We start from the raw sequence: 16641 nt of genomic DNA on the forward strand, positions 1-16641 counted from the left end.
GTGCCTCCGCCCGCCGGCCGCAGCCGGTGGACTGGCAGTGGCCCGGGCGGGGGCAGTCGGCCGCGTCGCGGGCAGCAGCCCGAGTCGGTCGCCTGAAAAGCGTTCGCCGCCCGTCGTACGGCGGAGCTGGCCTCGCTGATCATGGGAGCACGAGCGCAGTACGTGGTGGTCGAGAACGGCGCCTGGCAGCGGTACTACTCGCACTGGGCCGCCAGTCGGGTGGTCGACGATCTGCTGCCCGGTCCGGCCGCGGCGACACGCTGCTTCCGAGCCAACCGGGAGATCGACGAATGGCTCGACGACGTGTGGTGCGAGGGCGCCGCACTCGTCGACCACGACCGCCGGATCCTGTGGTGGTTCGCCTTCGCCGGCGGCTGGGCCGACCACATCGCCGCCCGTGCCGTACTGGCCCGGACCTGGCCGGGCTGGGACGTCCGCTTCGCGCACGACGGCATGGGTGACCTGACCCACCACCTGGGCCTCGGCAGAGACCTGACCCGTGAACCGGGCTGGTTCGAGACGTTCGAGCCGACCGGGTTCGCGGCCACCGAATACGCCGAGCCCCGCTCCGTGGCCTCAGTGCGCCTGCCCGACGGAAGCGTGCGCGCCTGGGGCAGCGACTGGGAGCCCGTCGAGCACCTCGCCGGCGGACCCGGCCTCATCGACCTGGCCGTCGCGTGCCCGCCCACCCCCGCACTCACCGACATGCCGTACGGGGGCGTCCATTTCGACCCGCAGGCCCGCACCGTCTCGCTCTGGGCCGTGCAGAACGTGGCCGGGATCCACAACTGGCCGTTGCCGGGCTGGGAGAACTGGGCCCTGGACTTCCGCGGCGACGACCACACCCGGCAAGCCGCCCTGCTCCCCGCGGACTTCCCTTTCCCTCAGCCTCCGCTCGCGGACGCACTGCGCAGGCTCGGTGACGGCCTCAGCACCCCGCCGCCCGACAACGGCGCTCTCCTTGCCCGCGCCATGACTGCGCCTGGTCCGGAGGGCACCGTCCCCGTGGTGAACCCGGCCGCGCTGGTGCCGCACGCACCGGCCGATCCCACCCCGGCCGAACTGGCCGCCGTGCGCACGGCGCTCGATGCACTGGTCGCAGGAGCGGAGGCCGACTGACCACGGTGGCATGAGCTGCCCGTGGGCCGGACCGGACAGCACAGCGACCATCTCTGCCGACCGTGCGGGGCAGCGTGGTGCCCAAGCACCGCGTTTCACTGGGGACTTCCGCCTTGCCCTGTTGCGGCGTGCGCGCCTGCCAGGGCTTCCACGGCTGCCGCGACCTCACGCGGGCTGGAGATCATGGTCAGGTGGCGGGCTCCGGGGATGAGGGTGGGCGGCGGGGCACCGATGCGCCGGGCTGTCTGCTGCGGTGTCTGCCTGCTGAATACGTCGTCCTCGGCGCCGAACACGACCGACTTGGGGATGCCGACGGCCGTGAGTCGTGCCACCTGGCTCGCGGGGAGGCCGGGCACGCCCTCGCCGAGCATGCTCCACAAGGCGGCCTCCGCGCCCGCCACCCGCAACGGGCGGCGCCACTGATCCAGTCCGGCGGCGTTGAGGGGTGGGCAGGCCGGTCCGCACTGGGCGCCGTACACGGAGCGGATCAGCCAGTCGGCACCGAGCCCAAGGCGCAACAGGCTGGTTCGATACGGGTCGATCAGCAGGTACTTGAGGGCCGGCGGTGGACCGGCGCCGGTGTTCAGGGCATCCCCGTCGAGCAGCATCACCCTCCCGATCCGCCCCGGTGCGCGCAGTGCCGCCTCCGCGACGACTGCGGCGCCGCTGGAATGGCCCACCAGCAGGGGGCGCTCCCCCGGCCCGCCGAGGCGCATGGCGCTGAGGAATCCCAGCAGCTGCTCGGTGAAGTGGCTGACGGTGTACGGGCCGCGGCGTTCGCTGTAGCCGTCTCCGGTCAGGTCCAGTGCGTAGACGCGGTGATCGCGCGCGAGGAGCGGTGCCAGGCGTGCCCAGGTGTCCACCTGCTCGAAGGCACCATGAACGAGGACAATTGGCGAACCGGTCGTGCCCCAGGTCTGGTAACGGGTGCGGACATCGGCGGCCTGAACGTAGCGCAAGCCTCTTGGAGGAGCGGCACGTCGGGCAGTGAAGGCGTTGTAGGCCAACGAGGCCGTGGTGACGACTGCGAGCAGAACGGTGCAGGCGAACGCCATGCGTCTCAACCACCGCCCCAGCCGCGGGTGGCGCGGCGCCGACGTGCGCTGCGCGGTGTCGGAATCCGGCGGCGGGGCTTCGGTCCGCCCGGCCAGAGAGTCGGCATCCACGCGACTTCCCCTTCTGTTTCGGGCCGACAACCCGGCGGCCTGCACGGTCACGGACGATGCGGACAGCCGTCCCGGCGAACGCCGCTCGTCCTGTCCCACAGCATCGCCCTGTCCCGAACGGCGATCATCCTCCGAGAGTCGTCATCTCGCGTACTCCCGTGGGCGTAAGAACCCTCCCGGCGCAGGCCCGTGCGGCTTGGTCGAAACGTGGGAGGGCCGGCCCGGAAGTCCTGCTCCGGGCCGGCCTGCCAAGCGACGTCAGCTTGCGGCGGGGACGGGGTCGCGGGTGGGCGCGGGCGTCTCCTTCGTACCGGGCTCGACTGTTACCACGTTAGGAGCGGGGGCAGGGGTGAACGGGATCTCGCCGCGCAGGACGGCCTTGGCGCGGTCCTCGTCGAGCTCGCCCTCCCAGCGGGCGACGGCCAGGGTGGCGACGCCGTTGCCGACCAGGCTGGTCAGGGCGCGGGCTTCGGACATGAACCGGTCGATGCCGAAGATCAGCGCGAGGGCGGCGACCGGGACGTGCGGGACGGCGCTGAGGGTGGCGGCCAGGGCGATGAAGCCGGAGCCGGTGACACCTGCGGCGCCCTTGGAGGTGAGCAACATGACGGCGAGCGTGGTCAGCTGCTGGGTGAGGCTGAGGTCGATGCCGAGCGCCTGGGCGAGGAAGACCGAGCCCATGGTCAGGTAGATGGCGGTGCCGTCGAGGTTGAAGGAGTACCCGGCGGGCAGCGTGATGCCGACGACCGGTTTCGAGGCGCCCACGTGCTGGAGCTTGGCCATCATGCGCGGCAGGACGGGCTCGGTGGAGGAGGTGCCCAGGACGATCAGCAGCTCTTCCTTGATGTAGCGCAGGAAGGGCAGCAGCCGCAGTCCGTTCAGGCGCATCACGGTCCCGAGGACGACCAGGACGAAGAAGAGGGCGGTCAGCCAGAACGAGCCGACCAGCAGGGCCAGATGGCGCAGGGTGCCCAGGCCGTAGTTGCCGATGGTGAAGGCCATGGAGCCGAACGCGCCGACGGGGGCCAGCCGCATGATCCAGCGGGTGAGCGTGAACAGGACCGTGGAGAGCTTGTCGATGCCCCGGGCGATGCCCAGGCCCGCCTCCCCGCTGGCGTGCAGGCCGAAGCCGAACAGCACCGACACCAGGAGCACCGGCAGGATCTCGTTGCCGGTCAGGGCGCTGACCAGGGTGGCCGGAATGATGGCGAGGACGAACTCGGCGAAGCCCTCGTGGGTGGTGGTCGCCTCCGGCGGCAGTCCCTTGGTGGACAGCGTCGAGATGTCGATGTGCAGACCGCTGCCCGGCCTGACGACGTTGACGACGACCAGGCCGATCACCATGGCGACGGTGGTCAGCACCTCGAAGTAGACCAGGGCCTTCAGGCTCACGCGACCGACCGCGCGGGCGTTGCCCATGGAGGCGATGCCGTGGACGACCGTGCAGAAGATGATCGGCGCGATGAGCATCTTCACCAGCGCGATGAAGCCGTCGCCGAGGGGCTTGAGGTCGGCGCCGAAGGACGGCCACAGCCCGCCCACGGCGGCGCCGAGGACGACGGCGATCAGGCACTGGACGTACAGGTGGGACAGCAAGCGTCGAGTGCGGCCAGGTGGAGCGGTGACGGTACCCGGGGCGGCGTCGTTGCGGCTCATGCGGGGCGTCCTTCCAGGACGGGAACGAGAAGTTCGGCTCGGGCGATACGCCGGGCGGCGCGGTGCAGGAGCACCGTGGGGGACGCGCCGTCCGGTGCGGGGACGGCTCGGGTGGTGATCACGCCGGCGGGGGTGCCCAGGCGCAGCGTGCCGTCGGCGGTCTGCCGGGCGACGCGGTGGGCGAGCGTGCCGGGGGTGGCGGCGGCCGTGGCCAGGGCCACGGCGGAGGTCAGGCCGATCGCCGGGTGCGGCGCGTGCATGGAGACCATGCGCACGGCCAGGTCGTACTCGTCCTGGTTGACGAGTGTGCCCTGAGTGGTGCGGTAGGGGGCAGGTCGCGCGACGATGCCCACCTTCGGCACCGCGTGGCTGACCGGATCGCCCCCGCGGGCCAGGCCCATGGCCAGCGCTGCCTGGCGGCGCAGCAGGGTCAGCGCGGGCACTGCGGTGGCGAACGCGGTGAGGGATTCCGTGCCGTCGAGGCCGAACGCCTTGGCCTCGAACAGCGCGGCCGGCGCGCCGGCGTCCACCAGGGATGCCTCGACGGGGCCGTCCGGGCCCGTCAGTTCGTCCAGCGCCCGGCCGGTCGGCAGAGCGTTGCCGGTCGTCGAGCCCGCCGGGTCCTGGAACCCGAGCAGGACCGGCACGCCCGGCGCCGAGGTGCCCGGCACCAGGGCCGTGCCCTGCTCCGGTGCCACGCCCGCCGGGGTGGGGATCGTGCCGGTGAGGCGGGCCCCCGTGTTGACGTTGAGCATCCGGACGGTGGTGGTGTCCGGCGCGATCCGCACGAGATGGTGGTGGACGGCGTACAGGGCCACGGCGGTGGCGCAGTTGCCGCAGTTGCTGGCCCACTCCACGCGCTCGTCTCCGATACCGACCTGCGCGAAGGCGTACTCGACGTCCACGCCGGATCGGCTCGACGCCTGTACGACGGCGGCCTTGGAGGTGGTGGAGGAGGCGCCGCCCACGCCGTCGATCTGACGGGGGTCGGCGGCGTTGAAGGCGGCGAGCAGCAGGGCATCGACGTCCACGCCCGTGGCGACCATGTCGCGGTGGTCGAAGATCCAGCACTTGCTGGTTCCTCCGCGGATCATCTCGCCCTGCAGACGCAGCACAACTGACTCCTCACAGACGTGGAAAGGGAAGTCCACCGACGGCCTCGCCGTGCGTGGTGTCCTCCACGGTGGGTTACGGCAGCGTGAAGTACAATCTCGGAAATCTGCATGGCTATTAAGCTGAAGTGAACGCTGGAGGTGGCGGCATGCTCGACGTCCGGCGCATCCTGCTGTTCACGGAGGTCGCCCGGCGCGGCTCGGTGACCGCGACGGCCCGCGCCCTCAACTACACACCGTCAGCGGTGTCGCAGCAGATCAGCCGCCTGGAAACGGAGGCGGGACAGCCCCTGCTGGAACGCCACGCGCGGGGCGTCACCCTCACCGACGCCGGACGGGCGCTGGCCGAACGGGGGCACCGGATCGAACGGGAACTGCGGGCCGCGGAGAACGAACTCGCCGACTACGCGGGGCTGCGCGCGGGCACGCTGCGCATCGGCACCTTCCCCACCGTCGGCGCCTCTCTCCTCCCGCAGGCCGTGATCGCCTTCCGGGACGCCCATCCCGACGTACGGCTGACCGTCCGCAGCGCCCGCATCGCCGGGCTCTGGACCATGCTGGAGAACCGGGAGATCGAAATGTCGCTGATGTGGGACTACGACTGGAGCCGAATCGACCGGGAGGACATCGTCGTCACCCCACTCCTCGACGACCCGCCGGCCCTTCTCGTCAGTGCCCACCATCCGCTCGCCGGCCGTGACGCCGCCTCACTCGCCGACTTCGCCCACGACCCCTGGATCACCCGCGCCGACCATCACCCGGTGGCCGAAGCCCTCGTCCGCGGCTGCCGCGCCGTCGGCTTCGAGCCCCACATCGCCTACGAGGCCCACGACTACCAGGAAGCCCAGGCCATGGTCGCCGCGGGCATCGGCGTCGCCCTCGCCCCCACGCTGGCCCTGGAGGGCATCCGGCCCGGCGTCAACGTCCTGCCGCTCCAGCCGCCGTCCCCCATCCGCCGCATCCTCCTGGTCCGCATGGCCGACCACTCCCCCACCCCCGCCGCCCTGGCCTTCGCCGAACTCCTCCGCGACGCCGCCGCGACCCGCACCCACTGACGCCGGTCACGCTCACCTACGTCAATCCAGGCTCCTCACTCGGGTGTTACGGCTCTGTTCCCCGCAAGCCGGTGCCGATCTCCGTGGCCGGCGGCTTTGAGGCTGCGGGGTGGGGCGCGCGGTCAGCGGCAGGGAAAGCCACCGCGTACGTCGGTACAACCAACCGACTCTCCGGTGTGTCGTACCGGGCGGCGTGAGGACGCGTACGCCGGTGCTCCCGGCGCGGTCGCGAGCGGCCGCCTGGCTCGGCGACGCGTTCCCCGCCGATCGCCCGCCACCCCCTACACGCTCTCCTCTCCGCCTACGTCAGGAAAACCATGCGTTCCCGTTCCCTTCCTCGGCGCCGCAGACGGCTCGTCCTCGCCACCGGTATCGCCCTGGTCGGCGGTGCCGTGCTGGTTCCCGTGGTCAACGCCGCCGCCCCGGCCGCGACGACCACCGCCACGCCCAGCACCAAGCGCCTGCACGACGACTTCAACGGCGACGGCTACCCCGACCTGGCGATCGGCGCGCCGGGGACCACCGTGAACGGGCAGACGAGGGCGGGGGCCGTCAGCGTGCTGTACGGCTCCTCCAGCGGCCTGTCGACCTCGCGCAGGCAGGTGCTGACCTGGTCGAGCCGGTCGACGACGCCACCGCAGACGCGCTACGGCAGCGACGTGCAGAGCGGCGACCTCGACCGGGACGGCTACGCCGACCTGCTGTCACTCGTGGACATGTCGCCGGTCAGCGGGTACGACGGGCGTTTCCTGGCCGTCAACTGGGGCGGCCCCAAAGGGTTGTCGGCCACACCGACCCTGCTGAGGAACGTGCCGGCGAACTCGCGCGGCACCTTCGTGGTCGCCGACGTCGACGGGGACAAGAACCCGGACGTGGCCGCGTGGGGCGACGCATATGGCGACGAGACCACGCCGGGGGACGGCTCGGTGCTGCACGGCCCGTTCCAGCGGGACGGCAGCAGCGCGAGCACGGCACGGTTCACCCTCTTCCCCGGCGAACAGTGGTACGCCCTCGCGATGGCCGCCGGTGACGTGACCGGCGACGGCATCGCCGATCTGGCCGTCAGCGCCAGGCAGCAGGACGGCGAGGTCGGTACCGGCGGGGTCGCCCTGCTGGTGGGCGGCCCCGCGGGATTCACCGACAAGGGCCTCCTCAAGGACGCCCAGGGCCGGCTCATCCGCGGCGACGACGTCGAGATCGGCGACCTCGACAGGGACGGTCACGCCGAGATCGTCGTCGGCCACTCCGTCGACGGCACCGACTACGACATCGGCCTCCCGGTCAAGGGCGGGGCGATCGCCGTCGTCCACGGCGGCCCGAACGGCGTGTCCACCACCCGCAAGCCGGTGTGGATCAACCAGGACACCGCGGGCGTACCAGGCGTGGGGGAATGGCATGACGGCATGGGTTCCGGCCTGTCGATCGGCGACACCGACGGCGACGGCTACCTCGACGTGGTGACCGGCCTGCCCGGCGAGGACTTCAACGGCCTCACCGACGCCGGCACGGTGCTCGTGCTGCGCGGCAGCGCGAACGGTCTGACCACCACCGGCATCAAGTCGTTCACCCAGAACACCGCCGGGGTGCCCGGCACCGCCGAGAAGCTGGACCGTTTCGGCAGCGAGACCGCCCTCGTCGACGCCAACGGGGACAAGAAGGACGGCCTGGTCGTCGGCGACCCCGCGGAGAACGCGAACAACGGTACCGCATGGGTCTTCTCGCCCGGCTCCAGCGGCATCACCGCCGGCGGTTCCTTCTCGTTCGGCCCGTCCACCATGGGCCTGCCCGCGACAGGAGCCCTGTTCGCGGCATCGCTGGCCGACTGACCGCGACCACCACCCCGTACACGGGAGGACGGTACGGGGTCACGGGTGAGCGAGCGCAGAAGCTGCGGGGTGCCGATGCCGCCTGCGACGACCTTGTCGCGGGCGGCGCGGAACGCCGTGTCGTAACGGCGGTTGAAGCCCACCTGGCGGAACACCCGCCCGGGCAGCGGCGGTTACGGCGCGGTCGGCGTCGGCGTGGGTGAGGGCAGGAGCGGCGATGACGACCGCGTCGAGGTGCGGGGCAGCAGGTCGGCGACGTTGCGCCCCGCCTCGTCATCCGGGGAATGCGGAGTCCGGCTCATTTGGTCTTGTGGCAAGATCGCAGGATGCTACGACTAACCGACTTCATCATCGACTGCCCGGACACGATGAAGCTGGCAGCCTTCTACTCCGAGGTGACGGGGCTCCCGGTCAAGGAGAGCAGCAACGAGCACTGGGCGGGTATCCGGTTCGGCGAGATCGAACTTGCCTTCATCCAGGTGGATGACTACCGGGCCCCGCAGTGGCCCGACAGCGAGCACCCCAAGCAGTTCCACCTCGACTTCGAAGTCGACGACATCGAGGCCGAAGAGCGCCGCGTCCTGGCCCTCGGCGCGACCCTGCAGCGGAACTGCGTGGGCCCCAACGGCTACGGTTTCCGCGTCTACACCGACCCCATCGGCCACCCTTTCTGCCTCTGCCGCAACAAGGGTGTCATCTGGACCGATCAGGGACCCGTCTGGCCCGAGCGCGACCAGTAGCCCTTGTTTCGAAGTCGGTGGAGCCACGGTGCAGCGGCTGATTCCGTGCTCCACCGCATGCCGGCCGCGGTAGGGCGCGCGAGGAGTACTGGAGCGGCCCAGCGCGTGATCGCCACGCGCGCCCATCCCGCTGTCTGGTCGGCATGGCTCCGGAGGCCACGCCCTCCCCGACGACGAAACGGTCGGCCCTGGAGGTGCGGCGGCGGAAGAGCACTCGTCATTCGGCCCGCGGCGACCGCAACCGGCGGGAATTCCTGCCTAGCGGGGCGCGGGACACGGCGTCATCTCACCTCTCAGACGCCCCAACCGTAGGCATCGTGTGTCTTGAGTTCCCACCAGAACGTCGGCTCGATCTGCGGTTACAGGTTTCCGGAAGCCTGATCCGCGGCGACGGCGGAGTCCATTGTTCCGGCGGCCGCCGATAGCCTCTGGGCTGTCGCCGCGTCGGCGGGCAGGAACGCCTCCAGCTTCAGCTCGGCGAGGGTGACGTCAATGGCGGTGGCAAAGGTGGTCACGGTCGTGATCAGGTGCAGCTCACCGTAAGAAGACTCCAGATGGAGCGGAACCGCGAAACCGAGCAGCCCGGCGGAGGGATCCAACTGGGGAACATACTCGGTGAGTTCGGCGCGCAGCTCCTCCAGGTGGCCGAGGCGGGCCAGGATGTGGCGCGCCCATTCGGCGAGGTTACGGATACGGGGAGCCAGACCCTCGGGGTGCAGCGCGAGGCGGTAAATGTTCGTGCCCGGACCGAGCAGCTCCGGGCTCACCCCCTGGGTGATCCGGTCGAATGCGGAGTTCGCGGCGATCAGATCACCGCTGCGGTCCACCACCAGCGCCGGATACGGCAGATGCCCGCGCAGGATGTGACCGATCGCCGTGCGCACGGGAGCCAGCACCGGGTCGTCGAGTGCGCTCTCCGGATAGACGGGCGCGTACCCGGCGGCCAGCAACAGCTCGTTGCGCTCCCGCAGCGGCAGCTCCAGTGACTCGGCCAGGCGTACGACCATGGTGCGGCCGGGGACGGACCTGCCCGATTCGATGAAGCTGAGATGGCGCTGGGTGGTGCCCGCCCGAAGCGCCAGGTCGAGTTGGCTGAGATGACGGCGGGTACGACGTTCGCGAAGCGCACGGGGGAAGTCCACGCGCTCTGTTGTAACGGGGGCAGCGGGTCCCTGGCCATTCCCCGCAGGGAATTGTCGCCTCGCACACCGGTCGCCGACGATCGCCGGCATGGACATCGGCGTACTGCTTCCGACCGGAACCGCCCAGTGGGGCCCGGCCGACGACCCTCGCGAGCTCATCGCCTTCGGCCGCCGGGCCGAACAACTTGGCTTCTCCTCGCTCTTCGTCAACGACTCCCTGATCAGCCCGCGCATCGAGGCGCTCACCATGCTGGCCGCCCTCGCCCCCACGACCGAGACCGTGACGCTGGGTACGGCTGCGCTGATGCCGTTCCTACGGCGCCCGGTCCAGGCCGCGCAGGCTCTCGGATCGATCGACGTGCTGTCCGGTGGCCGGCTGACCGTGACCGTCGGAGCCGGCTTCCCCGGCCGCTTCGGACGGCCCCTCTACACGCTGTCCGAGCTGCCCTGGGAAAGGCGCTTCGCCCGCCTGGACGAGACGGTCGCGCTGTGGCGGGCCCTGTGGGACGGCGCCGACTCCTACCACGGCGAGATCCTCCAGTTCGATGACATCCCACCCAGCATCAGGCCGTCCCAAGCCGGCGGCCCGCCCATCTGGCTAGGCGGCGCGACACCCGCAGCGCTGTCCCGCACCGGACGCATGTACGACGGATGGCTGCCCTATCCGCCCGATCCCGCCGACTACGCATCCGGCCTGCGCCATGTCCGCGAAGTGGCGGCCGACACCGGGCGCGAGGCAAAGGACATCACCCCCGCGCTGTTCGTCTCCGTAAGGATGGACGACGACACGGAGAAGGGCCGTCGAGCACTGGACGCCTACGCACAAGCCACCTACGGCATGCCGCTGAACGAGTTGGAGAAGATCCAGGCCGTGGTCAGCGGCTCCGCCCACCAGGTGCTCCAGCGCCTGGAAGAGTATGTCGCCGCCGGCGCCCGGCACATCGTCGTGCGACTCGGCGCGCTGGACCTGCACTCCCTGCGAGACCAACTCGAACGGCTCGCGGATCTGATCCCCGCAGTCCGGAAGACAGCGGATCACGCCGCTGCCTCGGAAGCCTCCTGAGCTCCGGCCGGCACTGACAGGAGACACCATGGCGTGCAAGAACCTGGTCCGAAGGCGAGTTCGCCTTCGGACCCCAGGCTCTGACCCGTGTGGTTTCAGAGCATGATGAGGAGACGTGTCTTCGGCTTGAGTTTCCTGTTCACCGAACGGCTCTGCACATATACCTCCAGCTTGGGATTGTTGCCCGCCTTCACGGAGACGGTCCCCCGGATATCCGTGCCGAACAGCAGGCTGCGCGCCGCGTCCCCCGTGTAGGCGCGGTCGGTGTCCTTCTCGACCACGATGACTTCCTTGTTCAGCTGAACCTGAGCCCGGGCGCCCAACTGGTAGTAGCACGAACCGCGTTCGTACGTCACCCCCGGGTGCGAGTTGACGAAGGGGCGGATCTCGACCTCCTGGTCGACCTTCAGAAGCCGGTATTTGTTTGCCGGAATCGGTTCGAGGTTCGCCCGAACTTCGTCCAGTGATATGTCCTGGCCCACGGCGAACAGATTCTTCGTGCCGCGCACGCCTTGCTCTCGCCCCCGGAGGAAGCTGGTGGCGGCAGCGCGCACGGTGCCGATCGCCTCCTCGACGCCCTTCTGGGAATCCGCGTCCCAGATGGCGATGTTTCCGGCCGGGAAACCGTAGTTCTGGGCGGTCCGCTTGGCCAGGGAGTTCGGAACGAGGATCGCGGACGTCCAGTGGCCCGGGAGCCCGCTCATCTTCGCCGTGATGTTGTCGAGCCAGGGGCCGAGGATGGTCATGTCGCCGTCGTGCCGCTTGTCGCCGCCGGACGCGTTCTCCTCGCCGTCCGTCACCACGATCTGGAGGAAGCTGTGTTCGCCGTATTCCTCCCAGATGTGGCCCAGGTCGTCCAGGGACTTGAGCGAGGCCTCAATGAGGGCTGTAGCCCCATTGTTGACGCGGTACAGGCCCCGCATGGACGGCAGATGTTTCACGTCCATGTCCCACACAAGGTTCTCCACCCTGTGGTCGAAGGAATAGAGGCTGATCCGGGTTTCATGGCCGAGGCTGTCCGATTCGGCTTTCAGCCCTGCCACGAACTCGTCCACCACGCGGATGAGTTGACTCTCGTGCGGACGCATGGAACCCGAACAGTCCACCACCAGTGCGACGTGGTTCACCTTGTGCTGGATTTTGTTTCCGGACATGCTTCTGCTCCCCCTCCGAGCTGCCCCGAATGATGCTTTCACTCTATGGGGAGGCACTGACAACGGCCTTTCCCGCAGGACGGGGCCCCCGGCACGCTCGTGCCGCAACGCGCCAGCGTGAAGCGCCCGTCCGCTGCGGTGGCTGCCTGCTCCGTTGCACGACCCCTCCCATGACGAGTCGTCAACCGCGGTCGTGCGTACGGGTTTCAGGTCGGCACTGCCGCCGCAACCGTGCGCTCCCGCCCCATTGTGTTGCGTTGTGCGTGGCCTTACTGTTCGACTTTGCCTGAGTCTGTTTGATGCTGATCGCTCAGGCGGTATGGAGGCCGCAGTGCGAAGTGATCGGTTCGGTTCAGAGGCTGCGAGACCCGGCGGCGGTCGATGGTGGAGGGCGGCCCTTGCGACAGCCGCGACCATCGCCCTGGCGGCGGGCATGACCGCGCCCGCGGCGGCGCAGGACAGTGGCGGGCAGGCTCCCGCCGCCGAGGCTGCCGCAAGTCCACCGACGCACACGGTGAAGCTCGACGGCTATTCGTTCCTCGTCGACGGCAAGCGCACCTATCTCTGGTCCGGCGAGTTCCACTACTTCCGGCTCCCGAGCCCGGACCTGTGGCGCGACATCTTCCAGAAGATGAAGGCCGCCGGATTCAACTCCACCTCGCTGTACTTCGACTGGGGATACCACTCGCCGAGGCCGGGTGTGTACGACTTCAGTGGGGTCCGTGACGTCGACAAGCTGCTCGACATGGCCGAGGAGGCCGGGCTCTATGTGATCGCCCGCCCGGCGCCGTACATCAACGCGGAGGTCGACAGCGGCGGTCTGCCCGGCTGGATGACCACCAAGGCCGGACACAACCGCAGCGACGACCCGCAGTTCCTGAAGTACGCGGACGAGTGGCTGACGCAGATCGACCGGATCATCGCCCGGCACCAGCTGACCAACGGCACCGGGTCGGTCATCGCCTACCAGGTCGAGAACGAGTACTACAACGGCTCAGCGGCCGGCCACTCCTACATGAAGCACCTGGAGGACAAGGCCCGCGCCGACGGCATCACCGTGCCGCTGACCGGCAACAACAACGGCACCTTCAACTCCGGTACGGGCGCTCTGGACGTCGACGGCCCGGACTCGTACCCGCAGGGATTCAACTGCTCGAACCCCTCGAAGTGGAACGGTGTCCCCGACATCAGCTACGACCACCCGGACGGCAAGCCGCTGTACTCGCCTGAGTTCCAGGGCGGTGCCTTCGACCCCTGGGGCGGGCCGGGCTACGACAAGTGCGCCCAGCTGATCAACGACCGGTTCGCCAACGTGTTCTACAAGCAGAACATAGCCGTCGGTGCGACCGCGCAGAGCTTCTACATGACCTACGGCGGCACCAACTGGGGCTGGCTGGGCATGCCGGAGAACTACACCTCGTACGACTACGGGGCAGCGATCCGTGAGAACCGCCAACTCGATCCGAAGTACTACGAGGACAAGCTCATCGGGTACTTCACCCAGTCGGTCGCCCCGCTGACCAAGACCGAGGCGATCAGGGCCACACCGCCGGACGACTCCGCGGTCGTCGACACCGCCCGGATGAACCCGGACACCAAGACGCAGTTCCACGTCCTGCGACACGGCAACTCCACGTCCACGGCGGTCGACAGGACCCACATCTCGCTGGACTTCAACGCCCAGCCCACCGGGGACACCACCTACACCTGGGACGACCCCGACTCCGCGCTGCAGTACACCGGTTCGTGGTCGCACGTGGCCGACACGAGCTACACCGGGGGCGACTACAAGCACACCGAGTCGTTCTCCAACAAGGCCGGCGACTCGCTCACCGTCCCCTTCGACGGCACCGCGATCCGCTGGATCGGCTCGAAGACCGACAACCACGGCAACGCCGACGTCTACCTCGACGGCACCAAGGTGGCCACGGTCGACGACTCCGGCGGCGAGAACCAGGCGGTGGTCTTCCAGAAGACCGGTCTGACGCCCGGGTCGCACACGCTGAAGATCGTCGTCGCCGGGAACCACAGCTCGGGATCCACGGACAACTACGTGGCCATCGATGCCATCGACGTGCCGACGGGTGCCGCCGCCGCGGAGCCGACCTACCCGGTCGTGCCCCAGCAGCCGGGCACCGCGATCACTCTCGACGGGCGCGACTCCCACGTGATCACCGCCAACTACCGGCTCGGGGAAGCGCAGTTGCAGTACTCGACCTCGGAGATCATGACCAGCGCGGCCATCGGGAACCGGGATGTCGCCGTGCTCTACGGCGACCCGGGCAGCGACGGAGAGACCGTGCTGCGCTACTCCTCCGAGCCCACCGTGACCACCAGCGGCGGCACGGTCACCACCACCTGGGACAAGGACACCGGTGACCTGCGGCTGAACTACACGCACAAGGGCCTGCTCCGCATCAGCATCAGCGGCGGCGGAAAGCCCCCGCTGCTGCTGCTCGTCGGCGACAAGGCCACCGCCAACACCATCTGGCGTCAGGACACGGCGAGCGGCCCGGTCCTCGTCCGCGGCAGCCACCTGCTGCGCACGGCGACCAGCCTGGACGGCGGCCGCACCGTCGCACTGACCGGCGACAACGCCGACGACAAGACCATCGAGGTGTTCACCTCCGCCGACCAGGTCACCTGGAACGGCAGGACCCTCAAGACCCGGGCCACCGACACGGACAGCCTCACCGGCACGATCCCCGTGGCCGCCCCGGTACACCTTCCGGCCCTGACGACCTGGAAGCACGCCGAGGAGTCCCCCGAAGCGGCTCCCGGCTTCGACGACGCCAGCTGGCAGGTGGCCGACAAGACCACCACCAACAGCGTCTCCGGCGTCAACTCGCTGCCGGTGCTCTACGCGGACGACTACGGCTTCCACACCGGAAACACCTGGTACCGCGGCCGCTTCCGCACCACCGGCAAGGAGACCGGCATCCACCTGGTCTCGGACTCCGGAGGAGACGCGCAGGCCTTCTCCGCGTGGCTCAATGGCACCTTCCTGGGCAGCTCCACCACAGGCAGCGCCGACTTCACCTTCCCCGCCGGTTCGGTGAAGGCCAAGGGCGACAACGTCATCTCCGTGCTCACCGTGAACATGGGACATGAGGAGGACTACAACTCGACCAACGGCAACAAGACCGCACGCGGTCTGACCAGCGCCTCCCTCGTCGGGGCGCCGCTGACCTCGGTCACCTGGCGCGTACAGGGCGTACGGGGCGGCGAGGACCTGCAGGACGCCGTGCGTGGCCCGCTCTCGACGGGCGGCCTGTACGGCGAGCGTGCCGGCTGGTCCCTGCCCGGCTACCCGGACGACAAGTGGAACCGGGTGTCCCTGCCCGCGAACGACACCCGTCCCGGGATCTCCTGGTACCGGACCGACGCGACACTGGACCTGCCGCGCGGCCAGGACACCTCGCTCGGACTGACGTTCACCGACGACCCGTCCCGCAAGTACCGCGCGACGATCTTCGTGAACGGCTGGCAGGTCGGCAACTACGTCAACTACCTCGGCCCGCAGCACACCTTCCCGGTCCCGGACGGGATCCTCGATCCGAACGGCCGCAACAGCATCGCCATCGCCGTGTGGAACCTGGACGGCAGCACCGGCGGGCTGGGCAGGGTCTCGCTGACACATTACGGCAGCTACGCCTCGTCCCTGCGCGTGGCACAGAACGACAGCCCCCGCTACGACCGCAAGAAGTACGCGATGCCCGCGCGTCCGGGAGCAGATGTCGCCCTGGACGTGCCGGACACCGCTCAGCCGGGCCAGGCCTTCACAGCCGTGGCCACGGTGGGGGTGCCGGAGGACCGGCCGTCCGCCTCCCGGCTGACGGCGTCGCTCTCCACGCCCGACGGCTGGAGCGTGAGCGCCCCGAGCCCCACCTCGGTCAAGCGCGTACAACCCGGCGCATCGGCCACCTTCACCTGGAAGGTCCAGCCGCCGACCGGGACGCTGCCGTCCGCCTCGGCACTCACGGCGAGGGTGCACTACCGGCAGAGCGGACGGCAGGCCGCAGGCGACGACGAGCGCATCGTCGGCGGGATCCCGCCCGCCCCGCAGGCCGGGAAGAGCGCGGTGAGCGACCTGCCCTTCCTGTCGTCCACCAACGGCTGGGGCCCGGTGGAGCGTGACAGCAGCGTCGGCGAACAGGCGGCCGGGGACGGCCGTCCGATCACCATCAACGGGGTCGGCTACGCCAAGGGCCTGGGCACCAACTCGGTCAGCGACGTCCAGCTCTATCTCGCCGGAAAGTGCTCGCGGTTGACGGCGGACGTCGGCGTCGACGACGAGACGGGAGGTGCGGGAACGGTCACGTTCTCCGTCATCGCCGACGGCAGGACCTTGGTGACCACGCCGACGATCCAGGGCAAACAGGCCGCGGTGCCGATCGACGTCGACGTCAGCGGCGCCCAGGTGCTCGACCTCAAGGTCGGCGACGCCGGCGACGGAAACGGCAACGACCACGGCGACTGGGCCGTGCCGACACTGACGTGCGGTTAGCGTAAGGGCCGCTTCCCGGGCGGATGCCCGGGATCCGCGTCTTCCGCGATGGCCAAAGCCGCGTCGAACTGCCCGTCCAGCTGGTCCATCGCCGCCGTGGC

11 protein-coding genes are annotated in these 16641 nt (G+C 69.7%); 6 read left to right on the forward strand and 5 right to left on the reverse strand.

Annotated features, from left to right (window positions below; genetic code table 11):
* Window positions 1–141: 141 nt before the first annotated feature.
* A complete protein-coding gene (locus ACWC1K_RS34890; protein WP_450836923.1) occupies window positions 142–1119 on the forward strand; it encodes a hypothetical protein in 978 nt (325 codons plus the stop codon).
* Window positions 1120–1214: 95 nt separating this feature from the next.
* On the opposite strand, the gene ACWC1K_RS34895 is transcribed toward ACWC1K_RS34890, so the two are convergent.
* The 3 genes from ACWC1K_RS34895 to ACWC1K_RS34905 form a co-directional block, all read right to left on the reverse strand.
* Entirely contained in the window at window positions 1215–2285 is a 1071-nt protein-coding gene (locus ACWC1K_RS34895; protein WP_450836924.1) for an alpha/beta fold hydrolase, read from the reverse strand.
* 258 nt (window positions 2286–2543) lie between these two features.
* Window positions 2544–3941 carry a C4-dicarboxylate transporter DctA gene (gene dctA / locus ACWC1K_RS34900; protein WP_450836925.1) on the reverse strand — a complete coding sequence of 466 codons (1398 nt, stop codon included), beginning with the start codon at window positions 3939–3941 and terminating at the stop codon, window positions 2544–2546.
* Window positions 3938–5056: a PrpF domain-containing protein gene (locus ACWC1K_RS34905; RefSeq protein WP_450836926.1), complete on the reverse strand. Its 1119-nt coding sequence runs from the start codon at window positions 5054–5056 to the stop codon at window positions 3938–3940. Before ACWC1K_RS34905 ends, dctA begins: the two co-directional genes overlap by 4 nt.
* Window positions 5057–5202: 146 nt before the next feature.
* Between ACWC1K_RS34905 and ACWC1K_RS34910 the strand changes: the two genes are divergently transcribed.
* The 3 genes from ACWC1K_RS34910 (at window position 5203) to ACWC1K_RS34920 (ending at window position 8674) form a co-directional block, all read left to right on the forward strand.
* On the forward strand, window positions 5203–6108 hold the full coding sequence (locus tag ACWC1K_RS34910) for a LysR family transcriptional regulator (protein ID WP_450836927.1): 906 nt from the start codon (window positions 5203–5205) through the stop codon (window positions 6106–6108).
* A 317-nt stretch (window positions 6109–6425) separates the two neighbouring features.
* On the forward strand, window positions 6426–7934 hold the full coding sequence (locus tag ACWC1K_RS34915; RefSeq protein WP_450836928.1) for an integrin alpha: 1509 nt from the start codon (window positions 6426–6428) through the stop codon (window positions 7932–7934).
* A 326-nt stretch (window positions 7935–8260) separates the two neighbouring features.
* Window positions 8261–8674, forward strand: a complete 414-nt coding sequence (locus ACWC1K_RS34920; protein ID WP_450836929.1) for a VOC family protein — start codon at window positions 8261–8263, stop codon at window positions 8672–8674.
* Between the two features lie 359 nt (window positions 8675–9033).
* Here ACWC1K_RS34920 and ACWC1K_RS34925 read toward each other — a convergent pair whose 3' ends face one another.
* On the reverse strand, window positions 9034–9816 hold the full coding sequence (locus ACWC1K_RS34925) for an MmyB family transcriptional regulator (RefSeq protein ID WP_450836930.1): 783 nt from the start codon (window positions 9814–9816) through the stop codon (window positions 9034–9036).
* An 88-nt stretch (window positions 9817–9904) separates the two neighbouring features.
* Between ACWC1K_RS34925 and ACWC1K_RS34930 the strand changes: the two genes are divergently transcribed.
* Window positions 9905–10879 (forward strand): LLM class flavin-dependent oxidoreductase, encoded by a 975-nt coding sequence (locus ACWC1K_RS34930; RefSeq protein WP_450836931.1) that lies wholly within the window; start codon window positions 9905–9907, stop codon window positions 10877–10879.
* 95 nt (window positions 10880–10974) lie between these two features.
* Here ACWC1K_RS34930 and ACWC1K_RS34935 read toward each other — a convergent pair whose 3' ends face one another.
* On the reverse strand, window positions 10975–12033 hold the full coding sequence (locus ACWC1K_RS34935) for a VWA domain-containing protein (RefSeq protein ID WP_450836932.1): 1059 nt from the start codon (window positions 12031–12033) through the stop codon (window positions 10975–10977).
* A gap of 433 nt (window positions 12034–12466) precedes the next feature.
* On the opposite strand from ACWC1K_RS34935, the gene ACWC1K_RS34940 reads away from it, so the two are divergent.
* Entirely contained in the window at window positions 12467–16540 is a 4074-nt protein-coding gene (locus ACWC1K_RS34940) for a beta-galactosidase (RefSeq protein WP_450836933.1), read from the forward strand.
* The last annotated feature ends 101 nt before the right edge of the window (window positions 16541–16641 follow it).

The sequence above is a fragment of the Streptomyces sp. NPDC001492 genome (genome assembly GCF_053597275.1).

Bases quoted from the DNA above. Each gene is read 5' to 3' on its own strand.
- ACWC1K_RS34890 (WP_450836923.1), top strand. From the start codon at position 142: ATGGGAGCACGAGCGCAGTACGTGGTGGTCGAGAACGGCGCCTGGCAG.
- dctA (WP_450836925.1), bottom strand. From the start codon at position 3,941: ATGAGCCGCAACGACGCCGCCCCGGGTACCGTCACCGCTCCACCTGGC.
- ACWC1K_RS34910 (WP_450836927.1), top strand. From the start codon at position 5,203: ATGCTCGACGTCCGGCGCATCCTGCTGTTCACGGAGGTCGCCCGGCGC.
- ACWC1K_RS34915 (WP_450836928.1), top strand. From the start codon at position 6,426: ATGCGTTCCCGTTCCCTTCCTCGGCGCCGCAGACGGCTCGTCCTCGCC.
- ACWC1K_RS34920 (WP_450836929.1), top strand. From the start codon at position 8,261: ATGCTACGACTAACCGACTTCATCATCGACTGCCCGGACACGATGAAG.
- ACWC1K_RS34930 (WP_450836931.1), top strand. From the start codon at position 9,905: ATGGACATCGGCGTACTGCTTCCGACCGGAACCGCCCAGTGGGGCCCG.
- ACWC1K_RS34935 (WP_450836932.1), bottom strand. From the start codon at position 12,033: ATGTCCGGAAACAAAATCCAGCACAAGGTGAACCACGTCGCACTGGTG.
- ACWC1K_RS34940 (WP_450836933.1), top strand. From the start codon at position 12,467: ATGACCGCGCCCGCGGCGGCGCAGGACAGTGGCGGGCAGGCTCCCGCC.